The organism is Mariniflexile sp. AS56 (assembly GCF_030552475.1).
Lineage (GTDB): Bacteria > Bacteroidota > Bacteroidia > Flavobacteriales > Flavobacteriaceae > Mariniflexile.
In genome coordinates this window covers 88,935-109,950 of the sequence record NZ_JAUPED010000003.1, presented here as the reverse complement: position 1 = coordinate 109,950, position 21,016 = coordinate 88,935, and the positions used below count along the sequence as shown (strand labels likewise).

General features: G+C 34.3%; 14 protein-coding genes. 6 read left to right on the top strand and 8 right to left on the bottom strand.

The genetic code is table 11. The features are described 5' to 3' along the window. Positions 1–2: 2 nt before the first annotated feature. The 6 genes from Q5N74_RS05025 (at position 3) to Q5N74_RS05000 (ending at position 8,770) form a co-directional block, all read left to right on the top strand. Entirely contained in the window at positions 3–1,484 is a 1,482-nt protein-coding gene (locus Q5N74_RS05025) for a RagB/SusD family nutrient uptake outer membrane protein (protein WP_304387636.1), read from the top strand. Positions 1,485–1,495: 11 nt separating this feature from the next. Further along, positions 1,496–3,583: a hypothetical protein gene (locus Q5N74_RS05020; RefSeq protein ID WP_304387635.1), complete on the top strand. Its 2,088-nt coding sequence runs from the start codon at positions 1,496–1,498 to the stop codon at positions 3,581–3,583. 12 nt (positions 3,584–3,595) lie between these two features. Then, the gene (locus tag Q5N74_RS05015; protein ID WP_304387634.1) at positions 3,596–4,498 is read left to right on the top strand and encodes a glucan endo-1,3-beta-D-glucosidase; all 903 of its coding nucleotides are present in this window, start codon (positions 3,596–3,598) and stop codon (positions 4,496–4,498) included. 70 nt (positions 4,499–4,568) lie between these two features. Further along, a complete protein-coding gene (locus tag Q5N74_RS05010) occupies positions 4,569–5,678 on the top strand; it encodes a glycoside hydrolase family 16 protein (RefSeq protein WP_304387633.1) in 1,110 nt (369 codons plus the stop codon). A gap of 2 nt (positions 5,679–5,680) precedes the next feature. Continuing rightward, positions 5,681–7,963: a beta-glucosidase BglX gene (bglX, locus tag Q5N74_RS05005; RefSeq protein ID WP_304387632.1), complete on the top strand. Its 2,283-nt coding sequence runs from the start codon at positions 5,681–5,683 to the stop codon at positions 7,961–7,963. Positions 7,964–8,269: 306 nt separating this feature from the next. Then, a complete protein-coding gene (locus Q5N74_RS05000; protein ID WP_304387631.1) occupies positions 8,270–8,770 on the top strand; it encodes a CAP domain-containing protein in 501 nt (166 codons plus the stop codon). Positions 8,771–11,989: 3,219 nt separating this feature from the next. Here Q5N74_RS05000 and Q5N74_RS04995 read toward each other — a convergent pair. The 8 genes from Q5N74_RS04995 to Q5N74_RS04960 form a co-directional block, all read right to left on the bottom strand. Continuing rightward, on the bottom strand, positions 11,990–12,595 hold the full coding sequence (locus Q5N74_RS04995) for a hypothetical protein (RefSeq protein ID WP_304387630.1): 606 nt from the start codon (positions 12,593–12,595) through the stop codon (positions 11,990–11,992). Positions 12,596–12,600: 5 nt separating this feature from the next. Beyond that, the gene (locus tag Q5N74_RS04990; RefSeq protein ID WP_304387629.1) at positions 12,601–13,182 is read right to left on the bottom strand and encodes a hypothetical protein; all 582 of its coding nucleotides are present in this window, start codon (positions 13,180–13,182) and stop codon (positions 12,601–12,603) included. Then, positions 13,175–17,164, bottom strand: coding sequence for a hypothetical protein (locus Q5N74_RS04985; RefSeq protein ID WP_304387628.1), 3,990 nt, complete (start codon positions 17,162–17,164; stop codon positions 13,175–13,177). The genes Q5N74_RS04990 and Q5N74_RS04985 overlap by 8 nt, the downstream gene beginning before the upstream one ends. Before the next feature lie 53 nt (positions 17,165–17,217). Then, positions 17,218–18,006: a hypothetical protein gene (locus Q5N74_RS04980; protein WP_304387627.1), complete on the bottom strand. Its 789-nt coding sequence runs from the start codon at positions 18,004–18,006 to the stop codon at positions 17,218–17,220. 288 nt (positions 18,007–18,294) lie between these two features. Then, complete coding sequence (locus Q5N74_RS04975; protein ID WP_304387626.1) at positions 18,295–18,921, bottom strand: hypothetical protein; 627 nt, start codon at positions 18,919–18,921, stop codon at positions 18,295–18,297. Between the two features lie 161 nt (positions 18,922–19,082). Then, a complete protein-coding gene (locus Q5N74_RS04970; protein WP_304387625.1) occupies positions 19,083–19,790 on the bottom strand; it encodes a LytTR family DNA-binding domain-containing protein in 708 nt (235 codons plus the stop codon). Between the two features lie 151 nt (positions 19,791–19,941). Next, on the bottom strand, positions 19,942–20,685 hold the full coding sequence (locus Q5N74_RS04965) for a LytTR family DNA-binding domain-containing protein (protein ID WP_304387624.1): 744 nt from the start codon (positions 20,683–20,685) through the stop codon (positions 19,942–19,944). A 9-nt stretch (positions 20,686–20,694) separates the two neighbouring features. After that, positions 20,695–21,015, bottom strand: a complete 321-nt coding sequence (locus Q5N74_RS04960; RefSeq protein WP_304387623.1) for an Hpt domain-containing protein — start codon at positions 21,013–21,015, stop codon at positions 20,695–20,697. Position 21,016 lies beyond the last annotated feature (1 nt).

The window sequence follows — 21,016 nt, the reverse complement described above, 5'->3', positions numbered from 1 at the left end:
TTATGAAAAATTTAAAAACAATAAAAATTCTTGTTTCATTTGCATTTATAGCAATGTTTTCATGTGCTGACAGTTTTATTGATGTGGCATCAGAAGACGAGAATTCAGAAGATTTCTTCAATTCGGAAGCAGATTATCAAAACGCATTAATTGCTGCATATGATTTTTTACAAGCAACCGCACAACAATTTCAAATTGCAGAGATAGCATCAGACAATACACTTGCTGGTGGTGAAAGCGCAACAGATTCACCTGGAATTCAGGAAATCGACGATATGATTCACACCCCAGTAAATGCTCAACTTAGAAATATTTGGACATGGATGTACACCGGTGTTAATCGTACCAACTACATCATGGAGTTTCAAGATAAAACTGATTTTTCAAACAAAACAAGTGTTTTAGCTCAAACCAGATTTTTAAGAGCTTTCTACTATTTTGAATTGGTAAAATGGTTTGGCGATGTGCCTTTGGTAGTAGACAAACGTATTCAATTTGGTGATCAATTTGGATTAGAAAGAACTCCAAAGGCCCAAGTCTACGCTCAAATAGAAGCCGATTTAATTTTTGCAGTGGCCAACCTTCCTTACACACAAAGTCAAACTGGAAGAATAACTAAAGGTGCCGCTGAAGCTTTATTAGGAAAAGCATACTTATATCAAGAAAAATTTACGGAGGCTGCAACTTCTTTAGAAAACTTGATTAATAATGGACCACACGATTTATTGTCTTCAGACATCGCTCCATTAATGTGGGAGAACGAATATGAAAACAATATAGAATCGGTTTTTGAAATTCAATATTCTGATGTTGATGGTGGTTCTTACGATTGTTTTCAATGTTTAGAAGGAAATTATGCTGTAGGTTTTAATGGCGTAAGAGGTTATGTTGGCCCTGTATTCGATTTTGGATATAGCTTTAACGTTCCTACTCAAAATGTTGTAGATGCTTTTGAAGCAGGCGATATTCGATTGGATTATTCCATTTTAGATATTAAGAAATGGATTGAAGCAAACCCAACAGCCAGTTATAATGAAGATGCTGGTTATGAACAGACAGGCTACTTTAATAGAAAGTACATCGCACGTTTGGGAGATGCGAACAGACCTGATGCGGCACTTACAAACCCTAATAACACACGAGCGATACGTTATGCCGATGTTTTATTAATGGCAGCCGAAGCTTTAAATAGAGGTACTATAAGTGATGCAAGAGCTCAAAATTATTTAAACAAAGTGCGTAACAGAGCGATGTTAGGGAATGTAACAACAACGGGAAGCAACCTAACTAACGATATTTATAAAGAACGTCGTGTTGAATTAGTAGGTGAAGGACACCGTTTCTTCGACTTGGTAAGAACAGGAAGAGCAGCCCAAGCCATACCCGGTTTTCAAACAGGGAAACATGAACTTTTCCCAATTCCTATTCAAGAAATAGAATTATCGGGTAACACATGGGCACAAAACCCTGGATACCAAAACTAAAAAAATAAGATATGAAAACATTAAAATATATATTCAGCTTAAGCTTGATTTTAATCGTCTTTATCAATTGTACTGAAGATGATAACGATTTGAGTTTTATAGACAATGTGGTGGCGCCATCAAACGTTTCTGCTCTGTTTCAAATTACTCAAGATAATACAGGCTTAGTGACCATAACACCAAACGCAGAATCTGCCGTTTCATACAACATCACACTTGGTGATGGTGCTTCACCTATTTCAGTAAAACAAGGTGCTAGCGCACAACATGTGTATGCTGAAGGTGATTACACAGTAAACATTGAGGCGTTGGGCATGACTGGACTTAAAACATCCGTTTCAAAAGATATTACTGTATCATTTAAAGCACCAGAAAACTTAATGGTGACTATTGAAAATGATCCTGCCTTATCAAAACAAGTAAATGTGACTGCCACTGCAGATTTCGCGATGTCTTACGACGTTTATTTTGGAGAAGCTGGTAATGACACTCCTGTAACAGGAAACATTGGTGAAGTAGTAAGTTATACCTACCAAGAAGCAGGCACCTATACCATACGTGTTGTTGCGATGGGCGGTGCGATAGAAACTACCGAGTTTTCACAAGAATTTGAAGTAACAGCTATTTTACAACCGATTACAAATGCAACAACCCCACCAAGACGTGATAGTGGCGATGTGATTTCAATTTATAGTGATGCCTATTCCAGTTTATCTGGTGTTGACTTTTATCCAAATTGGGGACAATCAACAACCTACACGCAAATTGATGTGGATGGTAATAACATCATTCAATATGGTAACTTAAACTATGAAGGTGTTGACTTTGGATCGACAGTAGACGCTTCGGGAATGACCTTTTTACATATTGATGTTTGGACAGCAGATTTAGCTGCTTTAGAAATTTACCCTATTAGTAGTTCTACTGGTGAAAAAGCAGTACTAAAAAACTTAGTAGCAGACCAATGGGTGAGTTTTGATATTCCATTAAGCGACTTTACAGATCAAGGTTTATCGATGGCCGATATTTTTCAATTTAAATTTGTTGGCTCTCCGTATGCAGCTGACGGTTTTGGAACTATCTTTTTAGATAACATCTATTTTTACAAACCATCTTCAATTCCAACGGCTCCTATTGCTAAGGCACCAACGCCAACAGCACCGCAAGCCAATGTAACCTCTATTTTTAGTAACGCTTATACTAATGTAGCCTTAAGTGAAGTTAATCCAAACTGGGGGCAATCTACAACCTTATCAACTGTTGCCATTCAAGGAGATGACACCTGGTTATATGAAAATTTAAATTACTCAGGTATCGTTACAGATTACGGGAACCCAACCAACCTAACAGGTAAAACTTTTGTGCATTTCGATTATTTCACTCCAGATGCGACATCGCTTGGTTTAAAACTTGTAAATACAGGTTATGGTGATGGTGACCCACTTAAAGAAGATATTGAATTCGTTTCAAGTATTACAGCCGGAACTTGGGTAAGTGTCGATATACCATTATCTAATTACAGTACCGATATTTCAGGAATTACACAGTTGGTGATTGAATCTTCATCAGCCAAAGTATATATTGATAATTTGTATTTTTACACAAATGGTGATGGCTCTGCTCCTACCGTTGCGGCTCCTTCGCCAACAAACGCTGCAGGCAGTGTGGTATCACTTTTTAGTGATTCATTTACAAACATAAATTTAAGTGAAGTAAACCCTAATTGGGGGCAATCTACAACGCTTTCAACCATCACAATTAATGGCAATAATATTTGGAAATATGAAGCCATGAATTACACAGGAATTGTAACAGATTATGGAAACCCAACCAATTTAGCTGGTTTTAAATTTGTACACATCGACTATTTCACGCCAGATGCTACAACACTTGGCTTAAAATTAGTTAACACCAGTTATGGTGATGGCGACCCTTTAAAAGAAGATATCGAGTTGGTTTCAAACTTAACACGTGGTACTTGGGTGAGTGTAGATATTCCTTTAGCAAATTACAGCACAGATGTTTCAGCTATTACCCAATTAGTTTTTGAGTCTTCTGGAGCTACTGTGTATATCGACAACTTATATTTTCATAATTAAAATTCAAAAAAGATGAAAAAAATAAATAATATATTAGGTCTCTTTTTAATAGCTATTTTGACTTTAACGAGCTGTCAAGAAGATGATATTTCTATAGGTGACATTGTTGCACCTTCGAATATTGAAATAACAGTAACTTATATTGATGGTGATGCAGAATCTCCCGCTCCTGGTTTAGGAAGTGGTGAAATTAAAGTATCTGCAAATGCAACAAATGCAACGGCTTATCAATTTGTAATTCAAGGGCAAACGAAACTTCAAAAAGGAGGTAGCGCATCGCATACATTTACAACGCTAGGTACAAACACCTACGCTGTAACCGTGATTGCTTTTGGAACCGGAGGTGCTTCATCTACTAAAACCATCGAGGTTGAAGTACAAGCATTATACGAACCGCCAGCAGATTTACTAACCATGCTTACATCAAACAGTTCTAGATCATGGAGAATTGCTTATGAAATGCCTAATTATTTTGGTTTAGGCCCTGTTGGCACCACCCGATTGGGAGAGTATTTCCCAAATGGAGGAACTCCAGATAAATCTACTTCAGGCATGTATGATGACCGTTACACTTTTAATAGCGACGGTACATTTACCCATAATACAGGAGTTGATGGTGCTGTTTTTGGACGTAACGGACTTATTAATGAAATTGGCGGACCAGGAGACGGTACTGCTGATGGCGATGATATTCTAAAATATACCTACGGAAGTTATTCTGAATCTTGGACCTTAACTGCTCCAGGTGGCGTTGAAACCATAAGCTTAAGTGGTTTAGGTTTTATAGGCTATTATATTGGAGGTAGTACTCCACATTCTTATAGAATATTTTCTAGAACAGACAACACCATGTCATTAATTGCCACAGATGGTAACAACCAATTTGACTGGAACTTTATATTAATAGCAGACTAATATTTAGCCATATTTAGGTAGGGAGTGAAACAATCTCCCTGTTTAAATGTGAATATTAAAAACAGACCACATGTTTAAAAAGATGCTTTATATAATGCATATAGGGTTGGTATTTCTATTATCCTGTTCTACAGGTGGAGACACCACTACAACCAATGAAAAACCAGTAGAGATCGTTCCGGGTAACTTAGTCTTAACTATTGATATTCTTGGTCAAGACACAAATAACCTCAACGGTGATGGTTCTGGCACTATTACCTGCACAGCTACCGCAACAAACACCATTACTTATGGCTTTAAAATAGGTAGCAATGCTGAAGTAAAAAACACAACAGGGATATTAAACCACACCTTTACAACCGAAGGACTAAACGACTACATAATTACCGTATTTGCATATTCAAGTACAGGGAATACAGCTAGTACTTTCAAAAAAACAGCTGTTTTTGTAAGCCAAAGTGGTCCCCAATTAATTTGGTCTGATGAGTTTAATACAGACGGTGCACCAGACGCTTCAAAATGGGGTTACGACTTAGGGAATGGATGTCCAGATTTATGCGGCTGGGGCAATGGTGAAAAACAGAATTACACGAATAGATCTGACAATGTTAAAGTTGAAAATGGTGTTTTAAAAATAATAGCTAAAAAGGAAAATTACCAAGGTTCTGAATATACCTCAGCAAAACTATTAACAAAAGGGAAATTCGATTTCACTTATGGTCGTATTGACGTAAAAGCAAAACTACCAAGTGGTTCTGGCACATGGCCCGCTATTTGGATGCTGGGCGCGAATATAGACAACGTGGGCTGGCCTGCTTGTGGTGAAATTGACATTATGGAACATTGGGGTTACAACCCAACCATTATTTCAAGCGCCACACATACGCCATCGTGTTCGGGTGGGTGTACAAACACCAAAGTTGGAGAAACCACCATTAGCGACTACGCAACAGCATTCCATGTTTACAGCTTAGAATGGACCGAAAATGAACTGCGTTTTATTATAGACGGAAACTTAAAATACAGCTACAAACCTACAACACAAAACAGTAGCACTTGGCCTTATAATGCCCCACAGTTTTTAATCCTAAATGTTGCCATGGGTGGCAGCTGGTTTTCTATAGATCCAAATTTCACAGAATCTGTAATGGAGATAGATTACATTAAAGTATACCAATAATTATGAACAAAAACAACTTATACAACTTACTCGTTATTTTACTAATTCTAAACGTTTCTTGTAAAGAAGCCATTTCAAATGATTTTGCGGGTAATACAAACAGCATAGATAATAAAGTAGCCGATTTACTAGCCAAAATGACTTTGGAAGAAAAAATTGGACAAATGAATCAATACAACGGTTTTTGGGATGTTACAGGCCCAAAACCAGCTGCAGGAGATGCCGCTAAAAAGTATGACCATTTAAAAAAGGGCTACGTTGGTTCGATGCTGAATGTACGAGGTGTAAAAGAAGTAAGAGCTGTACAAAAAGTAGCCGTTGAAGAAACCCGACTAGGTATCCCCTTAATAATTGGTTTTGATGTGATTCATGGTTATAAAACCTTAAGTCCTATTCCATTAGCTGAAGCAGCAAGTTGGGATTTGGAAGCTATTAAAAAATCGGCTCAAGTTGCAGCAAAAGAATCGGCTGCAGCAGGAATTAACTGGACGTTTGCGCCTATGGTAGACATTTCTAGAGATGCCCGTTGGGGACGTGTTATGGAAGGTGCTGGTGAAGACCCTTATTTAGGTTCAAAAATTGCAGTAGCAAGAATACACGGTTTTCAAGGAGACGATTTAGCATCTCATGAAACCATTGCTGCCTGTGCAAAACACTGGGCTGGTTATGGTTTTGCGGAAGCTGGTAGAGATTACAACACGGTAGACATTGGAACTTCAACCTTAAATAACATCATTTTTCCGCCATTTAAAGCAGCTACAGATGCTGGTGTTAAAACATTTATGAACTCTTTTAATGAATTAAACGGGATTCCGGCAACGGGTAACGTGTATCTACAACGTGATATTTTAAAAGGAAAATGGGGTTTTGATGGTTTTGTAGTGTCCGATTGGGGGTCTATGAACGAAATGATTGCTCACGGCTATGCCAAGGACAGAAAACATGCTGCGGAACTTTCAGCCATTGCTGGTTCTGATATGGACATGGAGTCTTATGCCTATGTGGATGAATTAGCAAATTTAGTTAGAGAAGGGAAAGTAAAAGAATCACTTATAGACGATGCGGTGACACGTATTTTAAAAGTAAAATTTGAATTAGGTCTTTTTGATGATCCTTATAAATATTGTAACGAAGATTATGAAAAAGAAGTTACCGGAAGCCCAGCTATTCATGAAGCGGTTTTAGATGTTGCTAAAAAATCTATCGTTTTATTAAAAAACGAGAATCAATTACTTCCGCTTAAAAAAGAAGGTCAGCATATTGCCTTAATAGGTGCATTGGCTGCAGATAAAACAAGTCCGTTAGGAAGCTGGCGTATTGCTGCAGATGACAACACAGCTGTATCCGTTTTAGAAGGCTTGCAAAAATATACAGGCAACAAATTAACGTACGCCAAAGGCGCCGATTTAGCTATCGGGAAAGCAGAATTCGCCATAGAACTTAAAATTAACACGGAAGATACAAGTGAATTCCCTGAAGCCATAGCAGCCGCTAAAAAAGCAGATGTCGTGGTTATGGTGTTGGGAGAACATGGCTTTCAAAGTGGAGAAGCCAGAAGCAGAACCGATTTAAATTTACCAGGCGTGCAGCAAGAACTTCTTGAAGCTATTTACAAGGTTAATAAAAACATTGTTTTAGTGTTAAATAACGGACGCCCCTTAACCATTACCTGGGCAGATACACACATCCCAGCTATTGTAGAAGCTTGGCATTTAGGAACGCAAAGTGGTAATGCAATTGCGGAAGTTTTATACGGTGATTATAACCCAAGCGGAAAACTACCCATGTCTTTCCCTAGACATGTGGGGCAAGTGCCTATTTATTACAATTATAAAAATACGGGACGCCCAATAATTCCTGCTCCAAATGAAGTATTTTGGTCGCATTATATAGATGAAAGCAACGACCCACTATATGCTTTTGGGCATGGACTTAGCTACACAACATTTTCATACAGTAATTTAGTAATTGATAAGGTTTCAAATGATACGTTTAAGGTTTCTGTGGATGTTAAAAACACAGGAAGCGTTACAGGAAAAGAAGTAGTTCAGCTTTATATTCAAGATTTATTTGCAAGCGTAACACGACCTGTAAAAGAGTTAAAAGGATTTGAAATGATTGAATTAAGCCCAAATAAACAAGAAACCATTCATTTTAATTTAACAAAAGATGAGTTAGGGTTCTTCAACAATACAGGCGATTTTGTTTTAGAACCAGGTGACTTTAAAGTGTATGTTGGTGGAAGTTCTAAAACCGTGTTAGAATCTAAGTTCAATATAGAATAATTAACATTCATAATCTCCCATTATAAATTTATAGTTTAGTTTATTAATTGTTTACATAAAAGCCTTATCCCTTATGAGATAAGGCTTTTGTTTTACACGTATTTTGAACAAGTCCTTCGCTACAAAGAATCAACAGAAAACACCATAAATTCATGTTTTATTACAGTACAACGAAACAAAATCAATTGTAAATCAAACAGATATACAGTAAAGTTCCAACCAACTACAGCAATAGCCTTGTCACCGAAAAATATTAAATAAGGCCCTCTTATATAATATCTTAGCATCATAATAAACCCCCATATTATGAAAAACCTATATATAATTACCTACTTAATGATCGCCAGTTTCACAATAACCTCTTGTTCTACTGAAGCGACAGACAACGACACTGCAACTATAGAAAAAGTGACTACTTTAAACAGTATTAAATCTATAGAAATTGAAATTCTAGATTTAATTAATGCCCACCGTGTTTCTATAGGCTTGACTTCTTTAATTCAAAATGAACAAATAAGAACCCAAACCAACAGCCACACCCAATACATGATTAACAACAGTTCTGCTTCTCATGATAATTTTTTTAACAGAAAAAGTTATTTAATAGCCCATGCGAATGCAGAGAAGGTTTCAGAAAACGTGGCTTATGGTTACACCAAAGCAGAATCGGTTGTAAGTGCTTGGTTAAGAAGTGACGGCCATAAATTGAACATAGAAGGAAACCATACCCATTTTAGTATAAGCGCAGAGCAAGATGAAAATGGCAGATGGTACTTCACCAATATTTTTGTAAAAGCGACCAATTAATAGCTTAGCTTAAGTGTTTAACATGTATTCTCATATAATTCATTTCCTTACCAAAATATATCTATCTAGGGTTTAGCTAATAAACCCTTTTTCTATTTATGGAAACTCAACCATAACTTTCTCAACTGGAACTTCCTAAACCAACATACCCTTCATTTCTAGCTTCCTTTTTACTTCCGCGAAAGCGACCACCATAAAACGCATTCTAAACATCTATTTCCAAGAACCTTTCACTTTCCCTGCCACCATCTATTTAACCTTTTAAAAGCGCTTAGAAATATGTTTTAGCATGTATTTGTGCTGTTATAACGATAAGACAGGCAGCCCAATTAATGAACGTCGGATTAACCAAAAGCTATGGCATAAAAAAAACCCATCCTTTTTACGAGAAAAAGAATGAGTTAATTAACACTTCAGGAAAATTTTGTGGGTTACGTTGTATTTTATTTTTTATGCTGGGGCAAAAAAAGGCTTATAGGTTTCGATTACTATACTTCAAAGATACAATATATTTGAAGGTTTTTATTTACATTTCAGATTAAATAAGACTATGTTTAGATAAATGAACACCTTAAGCCGACAAGCCGTTCTAACATTAAAAATAAAACTCCTGGAACCAACACATACCACTAGACTAATTAACGAACAGCCAGACACCTAGCAAAAAGACTCGTAAACTAAATAAAAGACACGACATTTGTTAGTCGATCCATCTATCAAAATTTACACAAAGCACATGCATAAGCTTTTAAAGAAAAAAAGCCCACTCTTTTTATGGGGAAAAAGAGTGAGCTAATTAACACTTGGGTGAAATTTGATCAGTATAGGTTTAATTATATTCTTTATGCGGGGGCAAAAAAAGGCTCATAGGTTTCGATTACTATACTTTAAAGACACAACATATTTGAAAGTTTTTATTTACATTTTAGATAAAAACAAGCTAATATATAGTTAAATGAACCTGTTCTATTGTTTAGTTGCCACCACGACTACCAAACAGCCAAAAACACATCAAACAACTCATTTAAAGAAACTTAAACACTTCCTTCCTCTATAATAAATTAACAACTCCATATTACCGTAAAAGAAAAAAACCCACCCTTTTTTAAAGTAAAAAAGAATGAGTTTGCTAAATTGGCTATTAATCAACTTAGTTTATTATATTTTTTATGCGGGGGCAAAAAAAGTTGATTCGTTTCGGTTATTATACTTCAAAGATACAACACGATTGAAGGTTTTTATTTACATTTTAGATTAGCAGAGGTCATGTATAGTTAAATGAACTCGTTGAACCGTTAAGAGGGAATTCAGACATTAAGAACAGGCCTTAAACAGAAACAAATTACCTAACACACCATAAATCAACCACATAAAGACAGCATACACACCCATTATAAACGCTATTAATAAGCCTTACAGGATCAAGTGTACATAATACTCACCATGTACACTAAAGCCCATGAGTAGACACCCTAGACATAAAATTAGCACAAAAAAAAACCCACCCTTTTTTTAAATTAAAAAAAGAATGAGTTTGCTAAATTGGCTATTAATCAACTTAGTTTATTATAATTTTTATGCTGGGGCAAAAAAGTTGATTCGTTTCGGTTATTATACTTCAAAGATACAATACGGTTGAAGGTTTTTATTTACATTTTAGATTGGCAGAGGTCATGTATAGTTAAATGAACTCGTTGAACCGTTAAGAGGGGATTCAAACATTAAGAACAGGCCTTAAACAGAAACAAATTACCTAACACACCATAAATCAACCACATAAAGACAGCATACACACCCATTATAAACGCTATTAATAAGCCTTACAGGATCAAGTGTACATAACTACTCACCATGTACGCTAAAGTCCATGAGTGGCCGCCCTAGACATAAAATTAGTACAAAAAAAACCCACCCTTTTTATAATCAAAAAAGGATGAGCAAACTAAACTGGCTATTAATCAACTTAGACTATATTGTTATTTTTAAATTGGGATTTAAAAAGGTTATATGTTTTCGGTTTCTATACTTCAAAGATACCACGCATTTGAAAGTTTTTACGCTCATTTTAGACTAGCTAAGCTAATGTGTAGTTAAACGAACCTATTGTAGCGTTAAACTGTCTTTTAATTAGAAATAACGAATAAAACCTACATAATTAACTATTTCACAAGCACATAACTCACTACTTTATTAAATCTTTAAAATTGAAAAAACATATTGTAGGAGACGCACCATTTTGAAATGTGCTTTTAATTTGGAAATTGATCTAAATAGTAAGGACATAAAAAAAACTCATTCTTTTTAGTAGGAAAAAGAATGAGCTGAGATTTGGGCTATTAATCTGGTTGAGTTATATTTTAATGTTTGGGACAAAAAAGGCTCAATATATTCGGTTATTATACTTCAAATATACGACCGATTTGAAGGTTTTTGATTACATTTTCGATTAAACAGGACCAAGTATAGTTAAATGAACTCCATGCAGCGTTCAACCGTTTTTCCACTTATAACGTTAAAACATAAATAGCTAACAAACAGGAATATAACACCTAAATAACAAACAAAATTAAAATTCGATTGAAGAAAACACCTGTAAATTTGAAGCCAGTTCCTTTCATGAATGGCATAAAAAAACTCATTCTTCCTCTAGGAGAAAAGAATGAGTAAATATCAGGACTATTGTCTGGTTAGGTTAAGTTCTCTTTTAAGCGGGGGCAAAAAAAGGCTAATTAGTATCGGTTAATATACTTCAAATATACGACTGATTGGGGCCTCTTAATTGACATTTTAGACTAGCAAAGCTAATCTACGGGTCAATGAACGCATTCCCTTGTTAAGTTGTTCTACAAACAAATTAAACTCAAGAACACTCCCATATAAACAACTGTAAAACAGTTATTTAAAATACTAAAAACGAAACTCCTACCACACTAAAATAGTTCCTGAAGTAGGGTAATACTATATATTTTATTTTATAAACGAAAGCTTTAACTACCCATTATAACATAACGACTTACTTTAGTTTGATTAAAAAAACTCACCCTTTTTTATAAATAAAAAAGAAATGAGTTAACTAAATTGGCTATTAATCAACTTAGGAAATTTTAATTTAGCTTCGAAAAACTAAAAATGCTATCATATTTCCAATTTAAATACACATTCTAAGCGATTAATGGTACCAACTTATTTATTATTATTATTATTTCTACAAGACGGATGTTAACTAAAAGGCTCTGCAGTAATGGTATAATACACTTGAAAATTACTTGTACCAGAAGGTGTGCCTACACTTGGAGTTACCCGAAACTCTACTGGAATATCTTCTCTACAGCCTTTAAACTCAAAAACTTTAATAGCTACCGTTCCATCATCAGGAATTGTAATAAAACCATCAATATCTGCACCGTTGGTTTCTGCCACTAAATCTCTATCACCAAAATATTTACCAGAAGGTGGCAACCCATCATAATTACTCACTAAAGGAAACCTACTGCCACTATTATCAAAGGTTTTTGCTTTTATAATGGTGCCTGCGGGCATATTGCTGGTATGCATAAACACTTTATACAAATAAACCGTTTCACAGTTTTGCTCTCTAGATGTTGTATCTCCGGTAACCGGGTTTATGGTTTCATTTAAAATAAAAGTAACCAACGGGTCTAAGGAACCTATAATATTCTCAGAATCGTCTAAACCAGCTTCTTGAGTTGCTGCAGATTGTGAAAAACTAGGTGAGCCCGTAATTACCAAAGTCCCATCTTGTACTTGACCGTTAGCATATTGCAATGTTACTAGAAATAGAATGCTATATAAATATCTTTTCATGAATTCTACTTTTTTATAATTTCATAAATAATTGAAAACCCTGCTGGTAAAGATTCTGTCCCAGAATTGGAAAATGTGTATTCTATTTTATACCCATTAGTTTCACCATCATCTGTATAACCAGCACCAAAACTTTTAACAATTTTACCATTGTTTTCATCTATAGAGAAATTACCATTTTCACCTCTATCGACAAAGTCACCTCCTGAACTCACTTCAATAACCCGAGCTTCTATATCAATTCCAGCAGGAATGGGATGGCTGGACCTTACAAAAATTTCGGACTCATCATTAGGGTCAATAGGTCTGTAGGTATAATTCAACCAAACTTCTGGCATAGCGCCAGCACCAGCACTAAAAGGCATACCTGCCTCAAAAACAGTACCGCCGCCGCCACCGCCGCCGCCAATAGTATACACATCTAAAATAGCTACAGAATTTACGAATACACTGGATTCTGTAAACTCTTGTCCACCACCAATAATAAAACTATTAACATCCGATCCGTTTGCGGTTTCTTGAGCAACCCCAAGAAATGCGGTTAACAAGAAACTACAAAACATTATGTTCTTTATATTTTTACTCATTATAGCCTACTTTTAAGTTAGTATCTTTAAATTTAATTTTCTTCTCTTTACCGTTCACTGTTATATTTAATTCGGTTCCTACTTCTGGTTTCACAGTTACGTTTGTTTCTTTTACTAGACTAAAGAACTTTTCATTTTTCTTAAATCGAATTAAAGTAAACGTATATTCTCCTGGAACAATGTTTCTAAATCTGAAATTCCCTTCTTTACTCGCTTCAGCATAATAAGTGAAATTTTCATTTTCTAACTTCACATAACTCTCTAAATTAGATTCAATAACATTAAGTATGTTGTTTAACACTAGTTTCCCAACTACGGTACCTGCTTTTACTAATTCTATATTTAAACTTGCTTTTCTGTTTTCTTGAATTTCAATTTCAATAGGTTTCTTATTCATTGAAACCACATTTAATGGTAAAGATTCATCGTCTATAAAAAGGTAATTAGTACCTACTGGTAAGTTATTAATTTCAAAGTTTCCATTTTTATCTGTTACAATGGTTTTACCTGCACTGTATAATTTTATACCGGTCACATCTATATCACTGTTATTTGTAAAAACAGCTCCTTCTACACCACCTTGCTCAATAATCTTCTTAACACCAACACCAAACGAATAAGTGTATTTAGCGTAAGCGAACAGCTCTTTTTGGTCCACTATGCCTGGTCTTTCAAAATAATTTGCACGCATTTCTAAACGATGATGCGAACTAAGTTGAGCTACCAAATTGAAATTAATATATTCTCTTTGCTTGTAACTCTCTTCTGGACTAAAGCCACTATTATAATTAGCATTAAACCTTAAATTTCTACTTATTCTATGGTTAACACCAACATTATAGCGTACAAAACTAATATTCTCGTAAGTAGTTCCATATCTAGAAGTATAAATATGGTTTAAACCACCTCTTAAACTAAAGTTTTTAAACAGTTTATAAGAAACATTTAAATTGTTTGAATAGGTATTTCTATAACTGCTATTGGCAACCAGTTTGTTTTCGGTTTTACCAAAGCGGCCACCAAAACTTCCAGTGAACAACTTATCAGTGTACACAAAATTATAATTAACGCCATATTCTCCATAATGATAGTTTTTAGGTTCTAATTGATCTTCCCTTTCTCTTTTATCAAATCGAAAGCTGAAGTAATGTTTATTTGTAAATCTATAACCTACGGTTGCGAAATAATTCTCGTAGTAAGGTTCTGTTTCGAATAAAAGCGGATCTAAACGTCTATTAACTTGTGAAAACGAGTGACCGAAGCCCGCATTGAATCCTTTTTTATAAAAATACAAGCTATTTGAAAATTGAAAACTATTAGACAGTTTTCCGAAATAATCTTTACCTGCATAAATAATAGCACTGTTATATCTAAAATCGCCAATTCCTTGGTTGAAATTTATATCTGTTGCATATCCCGCTTTCGAACCATTAAAACTGGTTGACATTTCTAAACTTAACGAGGTGTTTTTATCTTCAAAATCATAATCTAAAGTGGCAATTTGTCCTTTACCATCAATATTATAAATATTTCTGTAAGTATAAATATTTCCTTGAGATCTTTCAAGCGTAAGCCCTACATTCTGGTTATCAGATAAATTATAATCTGCTCTTACACCAAACAAAGCTTTTCTGTTATAGCTATACAATCTTGGTTTGCTATAAAATGTAGACAAGGTCCATTTGTCAATAGTATGACTTAATTTAAAACCCATTCCGTATCTTGAAGTAAAGCCCAATCTATTATGATTATAAGAATGGTCGCCCAAATACAATTCGGTTTTATTCTTGTAGCGATAAATTAAACTATATTGATCTACAATACTAAACCTTCTAATATCTTCCTGTTTCGGAGCTCGAAAGGTAAAATTTAAATGATGATCGCGTGCTTCATCCAAATACCCATTTCCCATAAGTTCTGCAGATAATGTTGAATAATGCGTGGATTGATTTGTATAACTATTGTAATATAAACTCGCTCTAATAGGGTATCTTAAATAAGGATCCTTTTGAGTGATTTTAGTAGGAATCACCTCGTAAGATTGCGAGTTATAGTATTTCTGATTTGAAATTCTACCCAACACATCTAAATTCGCAGAATAGGTTCTAAACATATTTAATTTAGAATCTGATTTTTGCAACACTTCTACCACAACCGTAGAATCTCTGGGTATTACCAGAATGGTACTTCCTTTAATTGAGTTTCTAGACTCTAAAACAACTTCCTGGTCTACATTACCATTGTTACGTACACCAAATTTGGCTTTAAAAGTTTCTCCTGCCTGTATTTGTTGAGCGCCAGAGATATTAAACACCTCTAATTCGTAATTTTTAGCAACCACTAAATCAAAAGTATGTTCATGTAAAATATAATTATTCGATTTTAAAATTAAGGTGCTTTGGGTTGTTCCAGACAAACTTTCTGCTGGAATAAAAAAGCTAATCATAACAAGTTTACGCTCGTTTGTACCCAGAGATCCTAAGGCACTAATAGAAATAACTTTCCAATCGGTTGGTAAAATAGTCTCTAATTTTATAGGGTCGATAGCGTCACCATTATTTAAAACCTCTACTAAAAGTGTGTAGTTTTTGTTTGTTTGGTAGGTGCTTTCTTTTCTTAATAAACGAATAGACAAATCGCCAGCGGTGATATTGTTCGCCGTATTTATGGCCTTATTATTAGTTGTAATATTGCTTTTTATGCTTGGTATCTCTAAGCTTTCAATTGTTTTATTCTTTAAAACGGTTACTTTAGCAACCTTTTTTTCTGGCTTTTTTGTTGGTACATCTATAGTTGTTGGAATATTTGATTCTAAAACAGGTTTTGCTAAAGCCACCTGATTGGTATTCAAATTATTACTTATTGGTTTTTCAGTTTCTTTTTCTACTACTGGTTCTACAACAGGAACAGTTACAATTTTTTTAGCTACTGCTTTTTTAGTTATTGCTGCTGTAATTGGCGCCGTTTTAGGTTTATTTTTCACCACGGTAACCGTTCTTTTTGCCCTTTTATTATGAGCACTTGGGTCTGTAAATAAAGCCGCAACACGTCTTTCCTTTTCAGGAATTTCATACGTAATTGTTTCAGAATCAACCTCGTCATTTAATGATAAATCTCCCGTTGGGTTAACAACGCCTTCTTGAATCGAAACGGAACTTGGTTTGTTATTATTAGAAATTGTTTCAGATACTTTTTTAGTTTCTGAAACATCTTTTACTTCTTTTTTTATGTCGTTTGAAGCCGTTTTACTAGCATTATTACTCGTCTTATTAAGTACAGTATCTTTTAATTTGTTAGCCTTGGCAGTTTCAGTAGTGTTTTTAGGTGTTTTTGGTAATACTTCTGGGATATTCTTTTTCTCTACCTTCTTTGTTGCATCAGTTGAAGCCGCTTTTTTACTAGCTTTTTTAGATTTACCAAATACCGTATCCTTTAATTTTGTAACCTTGGCAACTTCAGGTGTATTCCTTGTAATATTTGTATTAGCTACAACAGCCGCACCTGTAATTAATTTAGGTGATTGCGTGGTTACAGACTTATTAGCATCCTGGGTTCCTTCTACTAAAGTAGCATTAGTTGTTTTGTTACTTGTGTTTGTATCAGATACAGGAACATTAGAAGCTTTATCACTATTAGAGGTCTTATTCTTATTGGTTACATTTTTTTTATTGGTAGAATCTATTAAAGTAGGTAAGTAATTTGTGTTTTGTATTTTTTTCTTAATGTTTGAAATTCGTCTCTTAGGTATATTTTTATTAGATTTTGGTGTAGTAACTAAAGGGCTATTTCCCTTTAAATCGTTTAATTTCTGTCGATTACCTTTTATGCTATCCTCTATAAAGGTTACTAAGTCTTGTTGTCTACTCCAAAGCTGATCTTCAAAAAGCATCGACTCAAATAGCACTTTTTCCTCCTGAGCCTCTTTGGCGCAAGCCAAATATAAAAAGGAAGCTATAAATATAAAAAGTAGGTTTTTGGTCATGATTCTTTTGCTTTGGTTAAAACGAATAATTTTTTACTAGGCGCTTATTTAATCTAGTCTATGGTTAAGCTTAAATTAGTGCCAACATACTCGTCTCGAGAATCAACAATTGCAACACACTGGTAAGTTCCTACTGGAAGTTTCGATATATCTAAAGAAAATATTTTACAGGTTTCTGGAAAGGCCTTCAATCGCTTGGTTTCAGTTTCTAAAACTAAATTTCCGTACACATCGTAAAACTCTAAACTCAATCTTACGTTTTCAATAAACGTGTTTTGGTTTCTAATTTTAATATCAAGTTGTCTTGTGGTACTTATCGTATTTAAAACAATATCTGCACTTTCAAAATCTAATTGCACATCATCATTAATATTTACATCTGCTAAAAGACGAACCGCATATCTTACTTTACTTCCAATTTTAAAATCACTTACAACCTCTTCTAAAATAGGCTTCTCAACATTTATCATTAATGTGGTCCAGAAAGATCCTTTTAAAGCCTGGTCGTTTGGCACCGTGATATTATATTTAAAAATGTAGCGTTCTTTTGGCCCTAACACTTTATCCATGATAGAACTTTCAAACCAATTGGTAGCCGAATTTTTATGTAATACATCTGCTGCAAATACTCTTTCAGCATCACAAGAATAAATCGCTTCACTTAAACTAAAAGTCACTCTCTGGTCGACGTTAGACGTGTTTGCTAAAACAACTTGCCCCTGGAACGTTTGACCAGACACACCTGAATAAGAATGCGTAAGACCATTTAAAACAATAACATTGGCTTGTATTACTTGAACACAAAAAAGGAAACTTATAAATGTTAATGCAATTGATTTCATATCTTGATTTTTAAATTTGTTATTAATACACTTTCGGTTTCACAAAGAAATGGGCTTTTACCCAAGAATTAGTTCTATTTCGTTAAGTGGCAAGTAAGTGTCGGTCGGTAGTAATTTTTAGCCTTTAAACGATTTTCATAAAAAGCCACATATTGCCCGTATTTACAAGGAAAACCAGCGATTTACCGCATTTGACATCTGGTAATTGTTCATTAAACTAAGTGCATAAAAAAAAGCCCCATTGAAGGGCTTTTTTTTATTTTAAAAAGTTTGGATATTATATGTTGATTAGATATCAGATAATGTATAAACAACCTCTGTAGAATAACTACCTGCCATGTATAGATCAAAATTTCCGTCTTGTTCGATAGTATAAGCCAGTTTCACTCCAAAAGCTTCGTCACCACTATATACACTTTGTATGTTAGTTGCAATTACTCTAGATGTGCTTGATCCTAAATCTGATGCGTTTAAGGTTATTGGTCCTCCAGAAATATCTGCTGGTGTTCCGTTTGTTGCATTTTCAACAGTTGATGTTTCTGGTGTAATTACCAATCTAACGCCTCCTGGAAAATTTCCTGTAGACAAACGTACTGAAATGGTTCTTGTTGGATCGGCTGCTGATACAACACTTGTATAATTCAAATACAAATCTGTATAACTTAATGCTCCAAAATCATACATACCTGCTTCAGCGTTAATACCACTAGTTGTAGCGTCGGCCATGTCAAAAGTAATAGTTCCAACATCGGCTGGAGTTGCTAAACTGGCATCCCAGATATCTAATAGTGCAACTTCCTGTACTTGTACAGCTAAAGTGTGTTGATCAATGTTTGTGTCATCATTGTCTTGAGCCATTGCAGTTGTTGTTCCTAATGCTAAAGCTGCCATAAATAGTAGGTTAATTTTCTTCATAATAAAATATTTAAATTGTTAATATTAATTTGATACAAATGTATGTTAAGGTCTTAGTTTCAAGCTCGTTATTTCGATGAGTAAACGTTAACTGTAGGTGAATAGACCCAAAACGCTTTTAAACACACGATAACAAGCCAAGTTCGTCGTTGAACCAAAATCTAGAATAAATTAATTTTACTCATCAATTCTGCTTTGTTCATTCTACTAACAGGAATACTGTCGTGGTTAATTAAAATATGTCCGTTTTTTATATCTATTATCTTATTTATATTAATGATATAGGACTGGTGTACCTTGATAAACTTAGACTTAGGTAGCTTATCTATTATTTTACTTAAGGATGATTTCACTACAAAGCTTTGTTTACTGGTACAAATCTCTATGCCTTTAGGGTGTGTTTTTATAATTTCGATGGCACCAAGTGAAAACTTAACCAGCTTCTTATTAATGTTTATATATAAATCTGAAGCTTCATACCTATCTTTTAAACTTTCTTCGTGTTCTTTTGAAATTTTAATGGCGCGGTTCACTTTATCTAAAGCAAGCAAGAAACGGGGCATTTTAAATGGTTTGCCTAAATAATCGACAATACATTTATACTCAAAGGCTTTGAGTGCGGAATTTCTATCGGTAGTTGTTAGTATAATTTTGGGTTGCTGTTCTAGAACCTCTATAAAATCGAACCCACTAAGTACGGGCATGTGCAGATCTAGAAAGATAAGATCTATTTTATTGTTCTCTAAAAACTTTAGGGCATCTTTAGCATTATCAAACTCTTTTTTTACATTTAAGTCTTTAACTTTAGTACAGAGCTTGTTTAAAAAACTTCTTGCCGTGGCTTCGTCGTCAATTATAATACAGTTCATATGTCGGTTTTTTAATTTTATCTTTAAAATTAAAATTAACCACTCGTCGAACTTAAATTAGAATTTTTCGATGGATTACGGTTATCGATAGACGACTAGTAGTAAATAAGCTTTAAATAAATACTGAAGCTTATTGAAAACCGTCTATATATTAAAGTAAATTAAGACGTCTCATTAATTCGGGTCTATTTGAACGGCTTACAGGTATCACATCTCGACCTATCAAGACGCTATTATCCTCAATATCAATTATTTTGCCTGTATTTATAACATAAGACCTATGGACTTTTAAAAATTGAGCATCTGGAAGTTTTTCTACAATTTTCTTTAAAGTTGAGTGTACTGTATAATTTTGTGTATCTGTTTTTAAAAGAATATAGTCTCCTTTTGCTTCAATTAGCTTAATACTAGAGATATCAATTTTAATTAATCGTCTATCAATATTTACAAATAATTCTTTTTCTGCTGAAACATTAATTTGTGATGCTGCTTTTGATGATGGAGACGCTCCTGCAGTACTTTCTTCAACAGGTTCTATATCTACATTAAACACTTCCGCTTTACTTACAGCTTTTGTAAATCGAGCCATTGTTAATGGTTTTACTAAATAATCGACTATACAATCGTACTCGAAAGCTTCGATTGCAAAATTCTTATCAGACGTAGTCAGTATTATTTTTGGTGGACTTTTTAAGGTTTGAATAAAATCGAACCCCGTAAAATCGGGCATATGAATATCTAGAAATATAAGATCAATTTCGTTTTTATTCAAAAACTTAATGGCATCCATGGCGTTCGAAAACTCTTCAATAACATCCAAACTTTGAATATCTGAACACAATTTACCTAAAATGGCTCTTGCTGTTTCTTCGTCATCTATTATTATACTAGTCATATATATAGTTTAAATAGTGTTTAAAAAATTAGTCATGTTTAGTAGCACGCTCTCAAACTCCTCCTTAAGAATTGTATTACAGCTATTTAAGTTGTTTTCGTACTCTATTGCGACTTCGTAGCTTTTTTCAAGGTCTAAAATACTAATTTTATGTTTAAGTTTATGTACAATTTCCGCAACTTCTTTGTATTTTTTTTCTTTCAAGTTTTTAAAGTAGATAGCCTTCTCCAATGGAAACTCTTTTTTAATAACCGTAATTATTTTGAGTTCAAATTCAGTATCTCCGCCAGAGAGTTCTTTAATATACGATAAACTTGGTTGTTCTAGCATA